This window comes from Pantoea rwandensis, assembly GCF_000759475.1.
In the GTDB taxonomy this organism is placed as follows: Bacteria; Pseudomonadota; Gammaproteobacteria; order Enterobacterales; family Enterobacteriaceae; genus Pantoea; species Pantoea rwandensis_B.
Genome location: NZ_CP009454.1, coordinates 3340784 through 3355864, shown reverse-complemented (window position 1 = coordinate 3355864; position 15081 = coordinate 3340784). Strand labels below are relative to the sequence as shown.

At 54.1% G+C, this 15081-nt stretch carries 17 protein-coding genes and 1 pseudogene; 12 read left to right on the top strand and 6 right to left on the bottom strand.

Annotated features, from left to right (window positions below):
* The first annotated feature begins 196 nt into the window (after window positions 1–196).
* The 10 genes from LH22_RS15340 to rlmC all read left to right on the top strand — a co-directional run bounded on the left by LH22_RS15340 (window position 197) and on the right by rlmC (window position 9061).
* Window positions 197–448: a DUF1418 family protein gene (locus LH22_RS15340; RefSeq protein ID WP_038647888.1), complete on the top strand. Its 252-nt coding sequence runs from the start codon at window positions 197–199 to the stop codon at window positions 446–448.
* Between the two features lie 12 nt (window positions 449–460).
* Window positions 461–1183: an oxygen-insensitive NADPH nitroreductase gene (nfsA, locus tag LH22_RS15335; RefSeq protein WP_038647886.1), complete on the top strand. Its 723-nt coding sequence runs from the start codon at window positions 461–463 to the stop codon at window positions 1181–1183.
* 17 nt (window positions 1184–1200) lie between these two features.
* Window positions 1201–2103 (top strand): 30S ribosomal protein S6--L-glutamate ligase, encoded by a 903-nt coding sequence (gene rimK, locus LH22_RS15330; RefSeq protein WP_038647884.1) that lies wholly within the window; start codon window positions 1201–1203, stop codon window positions 2101–2103.
* A gap of 86 nt (window positions 2104–2189) precedes the next feature.
* Window positions 2190–2669 (top strand): YbjN domain-containing protein, encoded by a 480-nt coding sequence (locus LH22_RS15325; RefSeq protein WP_038647881.1) that lies wholly within the window; start codon window positions 2190–2192, stop codon window positions 2667–2669.
* Between the two features lie 373 nt (window positions 2670–3042).
* On the top strand, window positions 3043–4152 hold the full coding sequence (potF, locus tag LH22_RS15320) for a spermidine/putrescine ABC transporter substrate-binding protein PotF (RefSeq protein ID WP_038647879.1): 1110 nt from the start codon (window positions 3043–3045) through the stop codon (window positions 4150–4152).
* Between the two features lie 119 nt (window positions 4153–4271).
* Complete coding sequence (gene potG, locus LH22_RS15315; RefSeq protein WP_156102820.1) at window positions 4272–5405, top strand: putrescine ABC transporter ATP-binding subunit PotG; 1134 nt, start codon at window positions 4272–4274, stop codon at window positions 5403–5405.
* Window positions 5406–5414: 9 nt separating this feature from the next.
* Complete coding sequence (gene potH, locus LH22_RS15310; protein ID WP_034820712.1) at window positions 5415–6371, top strand: putrescine ABC transporter permease PotH; 957 nt, start codon at window positions 5415–5417, stop codon at window positions 6369–6371.
* Complete coding sequence (gene potI / locus LH22_RS15305; protein WP_038647875.1) at window positions 6368–7213, top strand: putrescine ABC transporter permease PotI; 846 nt, start codon at window positions 6368–6370, stop codon at window positions 7211–7213. The genes potH and potI overlap by 4 nt, the downstream gene beginning before the upstream one ends.
* A 198-nt stretch (window positions 7214–7411) precedes the next feature.
* On the top strand, window positions 7412–7876 hold the full coding sequence (locus LH22_RS15300) for a YbjO family protein (RefSeq protein ID WP_038647873.1): 465 nt from the start codon (window positions 7412–7414) through the stop codon (window positions 7874–7876).
* 48 nt (window positions 7877–7924) lie between these two features.
* Complete coding sequence (rlmC, locus tag LH22_RS15295) at window positions 7925–9061, top strand: 23S rRNA (uracil(747)-C(5))-methyltransferase RlmC (protein WP_038647871.1); 1137 nt, start codon at window positions 7925–7927, stop codon at window positions 9059–9061.
* Between the two features lie 63 nt (window positions 9062–9124).
* Here rlmC and artJ (LH22_RS15290) read toward each other — a convergent pair whose 3' ends face one another.
* From artJ (LH22_RS15290) to LH22_RS15265, 6 genes and pseudogenes are all read right to left on the bottom strand, one after another.
* Window positions 9125–9856, bottom strand: coding sequence for an arginine ABC transporter substrate-binding protein (gene artJ, locus LH22_RS15290; RefSeq protein WP_038647869.1), 732 nt, complete (start codon window positions 9854–9856; stop codon window positions 9125–9127).
* A 187-nt stretch (window positions 9857–10043) separates the two neighbouring features.
* On the bottom strand, window positions 10044–10712 hold the full coding sequence (artM, locus tag LH22_RS15285; RefSeq protein WP_038647867.1) for an arginine ABC transporter permease ArtM: 669 nt from the start codon (window positions 10710–10712) through the stop codon (window positions 10044–10046).
* Between the two features lie 3 nt (window positions 10713–10715).
* A complete protein-coding gene (gene artQ / locus LH22_RS15280) occupies window positions 10716–11429 on the bottom strand; it encodes an arginine ABC transporter permease ArtQ (RefSeq protein WP_038647865.1) in 714 nt (237 codons plus the stop codon).
* 6 nt (window positions 11430–11435) lie between these two features.
* A complete protein-coding gene (artJ, locus tag LH22_RS15275; protein WP_038647863.1) occupies window positions 11436–12167 on the bottom strand; it encodes an arginine ABC transporter substrate-binding protein in 732 nt (243 codons plus the stop codon).
* A gap of 15 nt (window positions 12168–12182) precedes the next feature.
* Window positions 12183–12912, bottom strand: a pseudogene (artP, locus tag LH22_RS15270) (arginine ABC transporter ATP-binding protein ArtP).
* A 239-nt stretch (window positions 12913–13151) separates the two neighbouring features.
* Complete coding sequence (locus LH22_RS15265; protein WP_038647861.1) at window positions 13152–13691, bottom strand: lipoprotein; 540 nt, start codon at window positions 13689–13691, stop codon at window positions 13152–13154.
* Between the two features lie 97 nt (window positions 13692–13788).
* On the opposite strand from LH22_RS15265, the gene LH22_RS15260 reads away from it, so the two are divergent.
* Window positions 13789–14109: a heavy metal-binding domain-containing protein gene (locus LH22_RS15260; RefSeq protein ID WP_038647859.1), complete on the top strand. Its 321-nt coding sequence runs from the start codon at window positions 13789–13791 to the stop codon at window positions 14107–14109.
* Entirely contained in the window at window positions 14109–14933 is an 825-nt protein-coding gene (locus tag LH22_RS15255) for an N-acetylmuramoyl-L-alanine amidase (protein WP_038647857.1), read from the top strand. The genes LH22_RS15260 and LH22_RS15255 overlap by 1 nt, the downstream gene beginning before the upstream one ends.
* Window positions 14934–15081: the final 148 nt, after the last annotated feature.

Below are 15081 nucleotides of genomic sequence, written 5' to 3'. Positions count from 1 at the left end.
TCATGCCCGCCCATCCTGCTTAAGCAAAGAAGAAAATGCCTGTTACTCTAATGACCGCAATCTATGTCCATCATACTTCACTCTGCAGATGTGTTTGGCTCAAGTTAAGCGGCTGGTGATAGCCACGCCTTGCTGCAGAGCGAATTATTCGGGTCTAAAATGCGACTGACCTATTGAGCAACTGAGGAAATCACCCATGCGTAATCTGGCCACGTTGCCTAAACCGGTTTTGTTACTGGAAGTGCTTGGCGTACTTGCGGTGACGGGGGCGCTGTTGCTGGTCAACGACTGGATTAGCGCGCCGGATTTTATGGCGAAAAAGTCGCTGGCCACGCTGCTGTTTTTCCTTGGCATTGCGCTGATGTTGCCAGCCGCCTGGCTGATGATGTGGCGTACCGCGCAAGCGATGGCACCGCAGTTGTTCAATCACAACCACAAGAAGAAGTAACCGGAGAGGATTATGACGCCGACCATCGATTTACTGTGCAGCCACCGTTCCATTCGCGCCTTTACCGAGCAGGGCATTGATGATGCCCAGCGCAGCGCGATCATTGCTGCAGCACAAGCGGCCTCGACCTCCAGCTTTTTGCAGTGCTCCTCAATTATTCGCATTACCGACCAGGAAAAGCGTCAACAGCTGGTGCAACTCACCGGCGGGCAACCGTGGGTGAGTGCCGCCGCTGAATTTTGGGTGTTTTGTGCCGACTTTAATCGTCATCAGCAGATCTGCCCGGATGCCCATCTTGGGCGTGCCGAACAGTTGCTATTGGGCTGTGTGGATACGGCATTGATGGCACAAAACGCCATGGTCGCAGCGGAATCGCTGGGATTGGGTGGGGTGTTTATTGGTGGCATCCGTAATAGCATCGCGCAAGTCACAGATTTGCTGGAACTGCCGAAATTCGTGCTGCCACTGTTTGGTTTCTGCATCGGTCATCCCGCTTCTGCCCCAGACGTGAAACCCCGCATGCCAGCGGCGATGCTGGTGCATGAAAATCGCTATCAACCTGTCGATAAAAGCGTGCTGGCCCAGTACGATAACCAAATCACGGCTTATTACCAGCAGCGTGACAGCAACCAGCGTTCGGAAACCTGGAGCGAACTGATTCAACGCCTGATCATTAAAGAAACGCGTCCGTTTATGCTGGATTATCTGCATCAACAGGGCTGGGCAACGCGCTAAGCACAAGGAACTCTGCAATGAAGATGGCCATTCTCACGCGTGATGGAACGCTGTATTCGTGTAAGCGCCTGCGCGACGCCGCGGAAGAGCGTGGTCATCAGGTGCAGATGATCGATCCACTCTCTTGCTACATGAACATCAATTCCGATTCTCCCGCAGTGCATTATCGTGGCGAACCGCTGGGCCACTTTGATGCCGTTATCCCACGCATTGGCACGGCGACCACCTTTTACGGCACGGCAGTGCTGCGCCAGTTCGAGATGTTAGGTAGCTATCCGCTGAATGAATCGGTGGCCATCACCCGGGCGCGTGACAAATTGCGATCGCTGCAGCTGCTGGCGCGTGAAGGCATTGATATGCCGATCACCGGGTTCGCCTCTTCGCCTGACGATACCCAGGATGTGATCGCCATGGTGGGTGGTGCGCCGCTGGTGGTGAAATTAGTGGAGGGCACGCAGGGGATTGGCGTGGTGCTGGCTGAAACGCGGCAGGCGGCGGAGAGCGTGATTGATGCATTTCGTGGCCTTAACGCCCACATTCTGGTGCAAGAGTTTATCAAAGAGGCACAGGGGCGAGATATTCGCTGCCTGGTGATTGGCAATGAAGTGGTGGCGTCGATTGAGCGTGAAGCGAAAGAGGGGGATTTCCGCTCGAATCTTCATCGTGGCGGTAAAGCGCACGCGGTGACCATCACCGAAAAAGAGCGCGAAATCGCGGTGAAAGCCGCATCCACGCTCGGGTTGGAAATCGCAGGGGTGGATATTTTACGCGCCAATCGCGGCCCGCTGGTTATGGAGGTGAATGCCTCGCCAGGGCTTGAGGGCATTGAAGGCACCACCGGCCTCGACATCGCTTCAATGATGATTCACTGGGTAGAAGCGCATGCCTGCCCCGGCTATCGTCTTAAAACCGGGGGCTAGGCGCGCTTTTACGTGGTTTTCGTGGCATCAGAGGGACTTTTTCCGTAAGCTAAGGCGCTTATTTCTTCACCCCACAGGACATAACGATGGATTCACTGGTCGTTCCTGACATCGACATCCTGCGTCGCTGGCTGGATCAACAAAATATCACCTGGTTCGAATGCGATGCCTGCCAGGCACTGCACCTGCCGCACATGCAGAATTTTGACGGGGTGTTTGATGCAAAAATCGACCTGGTGGACAACGTCATCCTTTTCTCGGCCCTCGCGGAAGTGAAACCCACAGCACTTATTCCTTTGGTCGGCGATTTGTCGCAGATCAATGCCAGTTCGCTTACGGTGAAGGCCTTTATCGATATTCAGGATGACAATCTGCCTAAGCTGATTGTCTGCCAGTCGATCAGTACCACTGCCGGATTAACCTTTGGTCAGTTCTCGCACTTTATGAAGCAAAGTGAAGAGGGCGTTTCCATGGTGATTATGGAAGCCTTTGCCAATAATTTGCTGATGATGGGCGAAGAAGAGGAGCGACAACCCAGCTCCAGCAGCCACGCGATGCTGCACTGAGTTCCCCGCCTCGCTAACTGCCGCTTTTTGCGGCAGTTTTCATTTTAGCCCTACCACTTTTTATTCTGCATTTTGCCCTTTATTGCCAGATATTAGTCGTGCTTTATGCCGCTAGTGCCAAACCCCATAGCAGAAACATGCATAAAATATCGCAAAAAGGCGTTTTTTACGCTGAGATCTGGCACGCGTGAAGCAGGGGGGCTATTCTTGCGGGGCTGCTTGAGACATGCAACCTCAGCACAACTATAGGTTTTTGCTATTAAACTCCCGCTGAATATTGATTCATTGTGTGTCTGTGATTAAACAGAAAAAACGCAACGTCAGGATCGCGTGTATGCAGCGTTGTGATGACCCCCTCAGGAGGAAGTAAAACATGATCAACCAACGTAAAAAATGGTTGCCAGGTGTGGTTGCAGGTGTGCTGATGGCGACGGCCGTTAGTGCTCAGGCAGAGGATAAAACGCTGCACGTCTATAACTGGTCCGATTATATTTCGGCCGACACCGTGCCGAATTTTGAAAAGCAGACCGGCATCAAAGTGGTCTACGACGTCTTCGATTCCAACGAAGTGCTGGAAGGTAAACTGATGGCCGGTTCAACCGGTTATGACGTCGTCGTGCCTTCTTCCAGCTTCCTCGCACGTCAGCTGCAATCGGGTGTGTTCCAGGAGTTGGATAAGAGCAAACTGCCAAACTACAAAAACCTCGATCCTGATTTGATGGCGAAAGTCGCGCAGCACGATCCGGGTAACAAATATGCGATTCCGTATCTGTGGGGAACCACTGGCATCGGTTACAACGTCGATAAAGTGAAAGCCGCATTGGGCACTGATGCGCCCGTCAACAGCTGGGATTTGGTGCTGAAGCCAGAAAACCTGGAAAAACTGAAAAGCTGTGGTGTTTCCTTCCTCGATGCACCGGAAGAGATTTTCGCGACCGTACTGAATTATCTCGGCAAAGATCCGAACAGCTCTGACGCGAAAGATTACACCGGCGCCGCCACGGATCTGTTGCTGAAGCTGCGTCCTAATATCCGTTACTTCCATTCGTCTCAGTACATTAACGACCTGGCCAATGGCAACATCTGCGTGGCGATCGGCTGGTCGGGCGATATCCTGCAGGCGAAAGATCGTGCAGTCAAAGCCAACAACGGCGTGCACCTGGGTTACAGCGTGCCGAAAGAGGGCGCTCTGGCCTTCTTCGACATGATGGCGATTCCGAAAGACGCGAAAAACCTCGATGCAGCCTATCAGTGGCTGAACTATATCATGGATCCAAAAGTGATCGCGGATGTCTCTAACAAGATGAACTACGCCAACGGCAACAAGGCGTCACTGCCATTGATCAATGCGGATGTGCGCAACAATCCGGGCATCTTCCCAACGCCGGATGCGATGGCCAAGCTGTTTGTGCTCAAAGTCCAGGATCCGAAACTGGATCGTGCGCGCACCCGTGCATGGACTAAAGTAAAAAGTGGTAAGTAATTCGTTCTAAACGGATTCATGACCTGTAGACGACAACAGAGGCGCGGTGATGGCCTCTGTTGTGCCATTTTAGCGGCTGGCTGTGCCGCGCTACACCGCTTAGCGCCGGAGAAATGTTAGTGAACGACGCGATTCCCCGCCCCCCAAATAAAACGGCTAAGGCGTTAACGCCGCTGCTGGAAATTCGCAACCTGACCAAATCTTTTGACGGCCAGCACGCCGTGGATGATGTCAGCCTGACCATTTATAAAGGTGAAATTTTTGCCCTGCTGGGTGCTTCCGGCTGCGGTAAATCGACCTTACTGCGCATGCTGGCAGGCTTTGAGCCACCGACCAGCGGGCAGATTGTGCTGGATGGGCAAGACCTGTCGCACGTTCCACCTTACCAGCGACCGATCAACATGATGTTCCAGTCTTACGCACTGTTCCCGCACATGACGGTGGAACAGAACATCGCCTTTGGACTGAAGCAGGATAAATTGCCGAAAGGCGAAATCAGCAGCCGCGTAGCAGAAATGCTGACGCTGGTGCACATGCAAGAGTTTGCGAAACGTAAGCCGCACCAGCTCTCTGGCGGCCAGCGCCAGCGTGTGGCGCTGGCGCGTAGCCTGGCTAAACGCCCCAAACTGCTGCTGCTGGATGAACCGATGGGCGCGCTGGATAAGAAACTGCGCGACCGCATGCAGCACGAAGTGGTGGATATTCTTGAACGCGTTGGCGCGACCTGCGTAATGGTCACGCACGACCAGGAAGAAGCGATGACTATGGCCGGTCGTATCGCGATCATGAACCGTGGCAAATTTGTGCAGATTGGTGAGCCGGAAGAGATCTATGAGCATCCTACCAGCCGTTACAGCGCCGAATTTATCGGTTCAGTTAACGTGTTTGATGGCCTGCTGCGTGAGCGCACGGAAGAGGGCGTGGTGATCGATGCGCCGGGCCTGGTGCATCCGCTTAAAGTGCAGACCGATGTCTCCATCATCGATAACGTGCCCGTGCATGTCGCTTTACGTCCGGAAAAAGTGATGCTGTGCGAAGAGGTGCCGGCGGATGGCTGCAACTTTGCCGTGGGTGAAGTGGTGCATATCGCTTATCTCGGAGACCTGTCGATTTATCACGTTCGCCTGCGTAGCGGTCAGATGATCAGCGCGCAGCTGCAGAATGCACATCGCTACCGCAAAGGTGCGCCAACATGGGGTGATGAAGTTCGCCTGTGCTGGGACGCCGACAGCTGTGTGGTTCTGACGGTTTAAGGAGGCGTAATGAGCCAGATTTCTCAACGCAGCGAGCCGGAAGTGGTGGGTACACCGCTGCAGCGCTGGGGCACGCGTATTAAAATGCTGCATGGCCGCAAGCTGGTGATCGCCTTGCCTTATCTTTGGCTGATCCTGCTGTTTTTGCTGCCGTTCCTGATCGTGCTGAAGATCAGTTTCGCCGATATTGCGCGTGCCATTCCGCCTTACACCGATCTGGTGACCTGGGCCGATGACCAACTCAATCTGGTGCTGAATCTCGGTAACTACATCACACTGACGGACGATCCGCTGTATGCCGAAGCCTATCTGACTTCACTCAAGGTGGCGGCGATTTCTACCGTGATCTGTCTGCTGATCGGATACCCGCTGGCCTGGGCGGTGGCGCACAGTAAGCCTTCAATGCGCACTATTCTGCTGTTGCTGGTCATCTTGCCTTCCTGGACTTCGTTCCTGGTGCGCGTGTACGCGTGGATGGGCTTACTGAACAACAACGGTATTCTTAACCGCTTCCTGATGTGGTTGGGGGTTATCGATCATCCACTGGTGATTCTTTACACCAATACCGCGGTGTATATCGGTATCGTTTACTGCTATCTGCCGTTTATGGTGCTGCCCATCTATACCGCGTTAACCCGTATCGACTACTCGCTGGTCGAGGCCTCGCTGGATCTGGGGGCGCGTCCGCTGAAAACCTTCTTCAGCGTGATTGTGCCACTCACCAAAGGCGGCATTATTGCCGGTTCGATGCTGGTGTTTATCCCGGCAGTGGGTGAGTACGTGATCCCGGAACTGCTGGGAGGGCCGGACAGCATCATGATTGGCCGTATCCTGTGGCAGGAGTTCTTTAACAACCGCGACTGGCCGGTGGCTTCGGCGCTGGCGGTGATCATCCTGTTAATTTTGATTCTGCCGATCATCTGGTTCCACAAGCATCAAAATCGTGAGTTAGGAGAGAAGGAATGAATCAGTTACCGACCATTCGCTCTCCATGGCGTACGGCGATTTTGGCCGCATGCTTCCTGTTCCTGTACGCGCCGATGCTGCTGCTGGTGGTTTACTCCTTCAACAGCTCGCAGCTGGTCACCGTGTGGGAGAGCTTCTCATTCCACTGGTACAAAGTGCTGTTCCAGGACGATGCGATGCTGGATGCCGTTGGCCTCAGCCTGACCATTGCGGCGCTCTCCGCTACCATGGCGGTGGTGTTGGGCACCATGGCGGCGGTGATCATCGTGCGTTTCGGCCGTTTCCGTGGGCATAGCGGTTTTGCGTTTATGCTCACCGCGCCGCTGGTGATGCCAGATGTGATCACCGGGTTGTCACTGCTGCTGCTGTTTGTGGCGATGGGCAATACCTTCGGCTGGCCGAGCGATCGTGGCATGCTCACCATCTGGCTGGCGCACGTCACCTTCTGTACTGCTTACGTGGCGGTGGTGATCAACTCCCGCCTGCGCGAGCTGGATCGCTCCATCGAAGAAGCGGCAATGGATCTCGGGGCGACGCCGCTGAAAGTGTTCTTCGTGATAACCGTGCCAATGATTGCTCCGGCAATTGTCACCGGTTGGCTGCTGGCCTTTACGCTGTCACTGGATGATCTGGTGATTGCCAGCTTCGTCACCGGGCCGGGCGCCACGACGCTGCCGATGGCGATCTTTGCTACTGTGCGACGCGGCGTCAATCCAGAGATCAATGCGTTAGCCTCATTGATTTTGTTTGTCGTCGGCCTGGTCGGTTTCATCGCCTGGCGCTTTATGGCGCACGAAGAAAAGCAACGTTTACGCGATATTCAGAAAGCCAGACGTGGCTGAAACCCGTAACATTTGCCAATATAATAACGGGCCGGTTTATCCTTCATACTTCACGTTGTAGGGGCGTTGGCTACGTGTGTTCACCCCAGTCACTTACTCAGGTAAGCTCCTGAGGATTCGCACACTTGCCGCCTTGCTAAAACGTGAATTATTTTGGGGTAAGACTTGCCCGTTTTTTTATGGTTACGGAGTCAAACCATGTCGGAAACCCTCAAAAACGCGATGGCCAATTCAACGCCTGCACCAGTGATGGTCGCGGGGATCGCCATCATTGCCACACGCTGTCTCAGCGTGCTGATGCTGGCCAATGAGCTGGGTTACGACGAAATAGCCAACTTTGTCCACCGCAGTGCACAGGCGTGGGATTCCACACTGATTTTTATCGCCAGTCAGCTGATCTTTCTGTTTGAACTGCGCTGTGCTTTTACCCTGCTGCGTGGCAGCAATCGCGGACGCTGGGGTTATGTGGTGGCGCAAATTATTGTGCTCGGTTACATGCTCATGGCATCTGTCGGCTGGATCTACCCGGAAATTTTCAGTATTCCTGGTGAAACCAATGCGCAGATCATTCATCACACGTTGATGCAGAAAGTACCGGATGCGCTGGTATTGCTGCTACTGTTTGTGCCGGCCAGCAGCCGCGCTTTTTTCCGCGCCCGGTGATACAATCTGCCCCCGTTTTTCTCCCGATTTTGATATACAGGCCTTTCCATGTATTGCGCGCTTTATGATGCCGGTCGCTGTCGTTCATGCCAGTGGCTGGAGAAACCCTATCCGCAGCAGCTCAGCGAGAAGCAGTCGCTGCTCGAGCAGTTGCTGTCGCAGACTGCGGTGGCAGAATATTTACCGCCGGTGACCTCGCCGCTGCAGGGTTTTCGTAATAAAGCCAAAATGGTGGTGAGCGGCAGCGTCGAACGGCCGATTTTCGGCATGATGGCGCGTGATGGCGAACCGGTGGATCTGTGTGATTGCCCACTCTATCCCGCCAGCTTTGCGCCGGTGTTTGATGTGCTAAAACCCTTTATTGCCCGCGCTGGATTGACACCCTACAACGTGGCGCGTCAACGCGGCGAACTGAAATTCCTGCTGCTTACCGAGAGTTCGCAAGGTGGGATGATGCTGCGGTTTGTGCTGCGATCCACCCGCAAGCTGGAGCAGTTGCGCGCGGCTTTACCCTGGTTGCAGCAGCAGTTGCCGCAGTTAAAAGTGATCTCCGCCAATATCCAGCCAGTACACATGGCGATTTTGGAAGGGGAAGAAGAGATTGCTTTGACGCCCGATCAGGCACTGGCAGAATGTTTCAATCAGGTCCCGCTGTATATTCGTCCGCAGAGTTTCTTTCAGACCAACCCGCAGGTCGCAGCAGATTTGTATGCCACGGCGCGTGATTGGGTCGCAGAGTTGCCGGTGACCAGTATGTGGGATCTGTTCTGCGGCGTGGGCGGTTTCGGTTTGCACTGTGCCACGCCTGAAATGCAGCTGACCGGTATTGAAATCAATGCGGAAGCCATTGCCTGTGCGCAGCAATCGGCTGAACAGTTGGGGCTCGATAAAGTGAGTTTCGCCGCGCTGGATTCCACCCGGTTCGCGACATCGCATGAACAGGTGCCACAGCTGGTGCTGGTTAATCCGCCGCGTCGCGGTATTGGGGCTGAGCTGTGTGCTTATCTCAGTGAAATGGCGCCAGACTACATTCTCTATTCAAGCTGCAATCCCACTACGATGGCGCAGGATATTGCACGCCTGGCAGATTACGCGGTGAGCCGCGTCCAGCTGTTTGATATGTTTCCACACACCGCACACTTTGAAGTGCTAACGCTGCTGATTAAGAAGGGTGGAGCCACGTAGCCACCGCCTGAACGGAGGACGTGCAGAACCTGTCAGGTGGCACGCCACGCGGCTCCATAATGCTTATTCCGGGAACCACTTCTGGTTGATTTGCTGCCAGGTGCCATCGGCTTTCAGCGCCACCAGTGCGTCATTCATCTCTTTCAGTAGCGTTGCATTGCCTTTGCGCACCGCAATGCCTAAGCCGGTGCCGAAGTATTCGGTATCGGTAATATGCTCACCCACCGCGCTGAGATCGTCGTTAGCCTTCAGCCACTGATTGACCACCGCGCTATCACCAAACACGCCGTTCAGACGACCATTTTTCAGGTCGAGAATCGCGTTCTGATAACTGTCGTAAGACACGGAGATCACTTCTGGATGTTTCTCCAGCAGGTATTTCTGGTGCGTGGTGCCGTTTTCTACCCCTACACGCTTACCTTTCAACTGGCTAAAGTCGGTGAACTGTCCCTTTTGGGCAATCACAATCGCGGAGTTGGCATAGTAAGGCTGAGTGAAATCGACCTGTTTGCTGCGCTCTGCCGTGATGTCCATGCCTGAGATGACCGCATCATAACGACGGAATTTTAGCGAAGGGATCAAACTGTCAAACGCGTTATTGGTAAAGGTGCAATCCGCTTTCATTTGCTGACATAAGGCTTTTGCCAGATCGATATCAAAGCCGACAATTTGGTTGTCGTGGTCGAGGGATTCAAACGGGGGATAGGTCGCAGAAGAGGCGAAACGAATTTTTTCCGCCGCATAAGCATTCATTGCCAGTGTTGCCAGCGCCGCAGCAACAATCCATTTTTTCATTATGTGACTCCTGTAAACCATGCCAGAGATAGAACGGATTACACGATGCCAGCAAATGAATTTATATGCAAATAATATGATTAAAAAATTACATATGTTGTTGTCGGTGTAGCAGCGCGAGATATGACGCGTTTGTCCGCAACACTTTCATCTCAGACAAACGCGATAAATCGCGCCACGACAGCAATCAATTGCGGTGTTCGAATGCCAGTGCGCGCTTTTCGATTAAACGCATCATCAACGTGAGCAAACCGTTGACCACCAGATAGATCAGCCCGGCAGCGGCATACACCGTGATGTCATAGGTGCGCCCATACAGCAACTGACCGTGTCCCATCACTTCCATCAACGTTATGGTGTACGCCAGTGAGGTACTTTTAAACACCAGCACCACTTCGTTTGAGTAAGAAGATAGAGCACGTTTAAACGCATACGGCAGCAGGATACGCAGCGTGTCTTTGCGATTCATACCCAGCGCAGCGCAGGATTGCCACTGCCCGGAGGGGATAGCGCGAACTGCACCGTAGAACAGTTGAGTGGTATAGGCTGCACTGTTGAGCGACAGCGCAATCAGCGCGCAAAGCCAGGGCTGTGATAGCAAATGCCATAACCACGGCACATTTTGAATGCTGGGAAACTGGCCTGGGCCGTAATAAATCAGGAAGATTTGCACCAGCAGTGGGGTGCCGGTAAATACCGTGATGTAGCCTTTTACCAGCCAGTTCAGCACCGGGACTTTCAGTGAGAGCACGATGGTGCACAGCAGCGACAGCAGCAGCGCGGCAATCAGTGATGCCACCGTCAGGGTCAGACTGGTATGCAACCCTTTCAGGAGCTCGGGTAAGTAATCCAGCATGCGTCAGGCTCCCCGTTCAAAACGCGTGGTGCGCGATTCAATACGGCGCAGTATCGCCTGACTGAACAGCGTAATAATCAGGTAGACGGCCGCAGCCACCAGATACCAGGTAAAGGGTTCTTGTGTGCGCGTGGCAATGCTTTTGGTTTGCAGCATGATGTCATTCACGCTAATCAGCGACACCAACGCAGTATCTTTCAGTAACACCAACCACTGATTGCCAAGACCCGGCAGCGCATGACGCCACATTTGCGGCATGATCAGGCGGAAAAAAATCGCCGACTTCTTCATACCCAACGCCTGGCCGGATTCCCATTGGCCCACAGGCACGGCTTTCAGTGCGCCGCGCAACGTTTGGGAGGCATAGGCAGAATAAAGCATCGCGAGGGCAATCACACCGCACAGGAAGGGGCTGACGTCGAAGTTTTCAATCTGTACCTGCACGGGAATGCTGAACAAGCCCAGATTGATATGGAAGCCATCGGATAAGGTCAGTAGCAGCTGTGAGGCACCAAAGTAGACAAACAGCACCACCAGAATTTCCGGCAGGCCACGGATCAGCGTCACCAGCGCGGTACCGATCCACGCCAGCGGTTTCCAGCGGACGGTTTCCCAGCCAGCAAAAATCATCGCCAGCACAAGGCCGGCGATCAGTGCACAAACAGCAAGGCCGACAGTCATGCCGGCGGCGCTTGCGAGTGGAATCATTTCATTCATCAGGGATTACTGCTGGAACCATTTGTTGTAGATGGTTTTGTAGGTGCCGTCAGCTTTGATCTTTTCCAGGGCGGTGTTGAATTTGCCCTGCAGCTCGGTGTTGCCCTGACGGACGGCGATACCCAGACCGGTACCGAAGTAATCTTTATCGGTCACTTTCTCACCCAATGGTGCGAGGTTGGCATTCTGTTTCAGCCATTCGTTCACCACGGCGGTGTCACCAAATACCGCATCGATACGACCATTTTTCAGGTCCAGAACCGCGTTCTGGTAGCTATCATAAGGCACAACGGTGATGTCGCTGTGTTTATCAGACAGATATTTCTGGTGCGTGGTGCCGTTCTGAACGCCAACGCGTTTACCTTTCAGCGCATCAACGTTCGCCAGCTTGCCTTTCTGGGCAATAAAGATCGCGGAATTATCGTAGTAAGGCTTGGAGAACAGCACCTGCTTTTCACGCTCTGGGGTGATATCCATACCCGCCATTACGGCGTCAAAACGACGGAATTTCAGGCTTGGGATCAGGCTGTCAAACGCCTGATTAGTGAAAGTACAGGTCGCATCAATCTCTTTACACAGCGCATTGGCCAGATCGACATCGAAGCCCTGAATCTTGTTGTCAGAGTCGACAAATTCAAACGGAGGATATGAAGCTTCGGTGGCAAAACGCAGGGTTTGCGCAGCAGAAGCGCTGAGGCTCAGACCGGCAAGCAGTGCAGCAAGTACGACTTTTTTCATTAGATGCATCCTGACTTAGTGCGAAAGATAATGTGCAAACGCTTCGGTTTGCGGCTGTGTAAAGTGGCTGGCATCGCCTTGCTCAACGATATGGCCGTTCTCCATGTACACCACGCGGCTGGCGGTTTTACGCGCCACTTCCACTTCGTGGGTCACAATCACCTGAGTGATCTGCGTCTGTGCCAGCTCACGAATGATGCTGACGATCTGCGCGGTGATTTCAGGGTCGAGGGCTGCGGTGGGTTCGTCAAACAACAGCACCTGCGGCTCCATCATCAACGCTCGGGCAATCGCCACACGCTGTTGCTGGCCACCGGAAAGATGCAAGGGAAAACGATCGGCAAAAGGGGTCAGACGCAGACGTTCCAGCAGTTTATCAGCGCGCGCGCGCGCGGCTTCTTTGCTGAGACCAAGCACGCGACACGGTGCTTCAATCAGATTCTGCACCACGCTGAGGTGCGGCCACAGATTGTATTGCTGGAACACCATGCCCACGTTTTGGCGCAGTTCACGAATAGCGCTGTCTGACGGCGCTTTGCTGAAGTCGAAGTGATTCCCGGCAATCTGCAAGCTGCCGGAACGCGGCTGCTCCAGCAGATTGAGGACGCGCAGGAGCGAACTTTTACCCGCGCCACTCGGCCCGAGCAACACCAGCGTCTCTCCCTGCGGGCAAGCCAGGTTGATATCGAACAGTGCCTGATGGGCACCGTAAAAAACAGTTTATGGCGTTTAGTTGAATACTCATGCGCAAAAAATGAATAGTAATTAGTGCCGCGGATCTTAACGTCACCAGAATAGTTATGCAATTGTGGTGGGTTAAAATTTATTAAACAGCAGTTAAGTCCCCAAAGCGTAGCACAATATCGCGCAGGTCAACGCCGGGAAGGGCTCGCTGGCTGCAATTTATTGATTAAAAATTAACAAAAAACGCCGCAAAGATGCGGCGCGCTTATGTTTAGAACTGAGTGCGGTAAAATTAAACAGCTATTTCTTCTCTTCCAGCAGTTGGCTGAGCGACCCGCCACCTGCGTGCGGCCAGTCACCGACGTAGCGAATATCATCCACAGCCCAGCAGGTGCCTTCATGAATCATCAATACCTCGTCATGCCAGCTTTTACCCTCGCGACTCAAATCGACGCGCAGTGGAATATTACGTGCATCGCGATTAGGAATGGTTGAGGCGCTGGCAACTTCCGCCGACGTTGGACCCTGTGCGAGGCTGGAGAACAAATCGCCCTGGCTCCACGAGGCAGGTTTGCTGCTCTGCTTGCTGGCGCTCAGCAGTTTTTGATACAGGTGATCGCTCAGGTAAGGGCGATATTTTGCCAGCGTGGTGCTATCGGGCAGACCCTGGCCGGGCTGGCTGATGCGTAAATCGTAAAACTGCTGCGCGACGCTATCTGGGCCACCGTCGACACAGCTGGCAGTGCGCGGTCCGTTATCTTTGATCACCGGTTCGACGGTGGTACAGGCACTGAGCAGTAACGCAGCGGGAACAAGCAGCGCAAAGGCATTGTTTCTCATCTCGATTTCCTTATTGTTCACTGGCAAAGCGTCATTTTTAGCATAGAGTATAGTCTCGCTTTTACGCCGTACGAGCTGTTCACCTCAGGAGAGAAAAATGAAATTTTCCACCACGCCCACGTTAGAAGGGCACAGCATCAGTGAATATTGCGGTGTGGTTACCGGTGAAGCGATTCTCGGGGCCAATATTTTCCGCGACTTCTTTGCCGGGATTCGCGATATCGTCGGTGGTCGTTCCGGAGCTTATGAAAAAGAGCTGCGCAAAGCGCGGCAGATTGCATTTGAAGAGCTGGAAGAGCAAGCAAAGGCGCTGGGTGCGAATGCGGTCGTGGGCATTGATATCGATTATGAAACCGTGGGCAAAGACAGTAGCATGCTGATGGTCAGCGTGACCGGAACGGCTGTGATCATTCGCTGATGCGGGTAGTTGTCGCTTTGATGATGGCGCTGCTGCTCAGCGCCTGCCACTCCTCGCTGGAATCAAGACAGGGTTATTGGGTCGATACCGCGCATCCGGCACAGGGCGCGCGGCCTCGTATCAAAGTGGTGGTGATCCACTATACCGCCGAAGATCTGCCTTCCTCACTGGCCACGCTGACCGATCGTGAAGTCAGCGCACACTATCTCATTCCACGGCAGCCCGCGCAGAGACGGGGTAAGGGTGTGATCTGGCAACTAGTGCCGGAGCCTGAACTGGCGTGGCATGCCGGGCCGAGTTTCTGGCGCGGTGCGACCCGCATCAATGACACGTCGATTGGTATCGAGATCGTCAATCGTGGTTATGCGCGGACATTAACTGGCGTGGAGTGGCAGCCGTTTACGCCGGCGCAAATCAGCGTGCTGGTGGCGCTGGTGAAAGATATCACGCAGCGCTATGCCATTACGCCTGAGAACCTGGTGGGGCACAGCGATATCGCGCCGCAGCGGAAGCAGGATCCTGGCCCGCTGTTCCCCTGGCAGCAGTTGGCGGAGCAGGGACTGGGCGCATGGCCCGATCGCGACACGGTACAGCGTTATTTGAACGGGCACGCGGCGGGTGCGCCCATCGATCAGGCCGAGCTGCTGGATGCGCTGCAGCGCTATGGTTATGACGTCAATTCAGCGAATACCCCGCAAATGCAGCGTAAGCTGATCGCGGCGTTTCAGATGCACTTCCGTGCGCGGGATTATCGAGGCGTCGCCGATGCAGAAACCCTGGCGATAGCCCGAGCATTACTGGCGAAATACGGCGCAGCGCAGTGATGAAACGGTGTATGACATCGCCGATGCAGAAACCCTGGCGATAGCACAGACGTGACTGGCGAAGAACGGTACGGCACGGTGATATAAAGATGAAGTAGGGGGCTCGCCAGGGTGAACTTGTGGACGGCCCGAAGACCGTCCCTGCAAG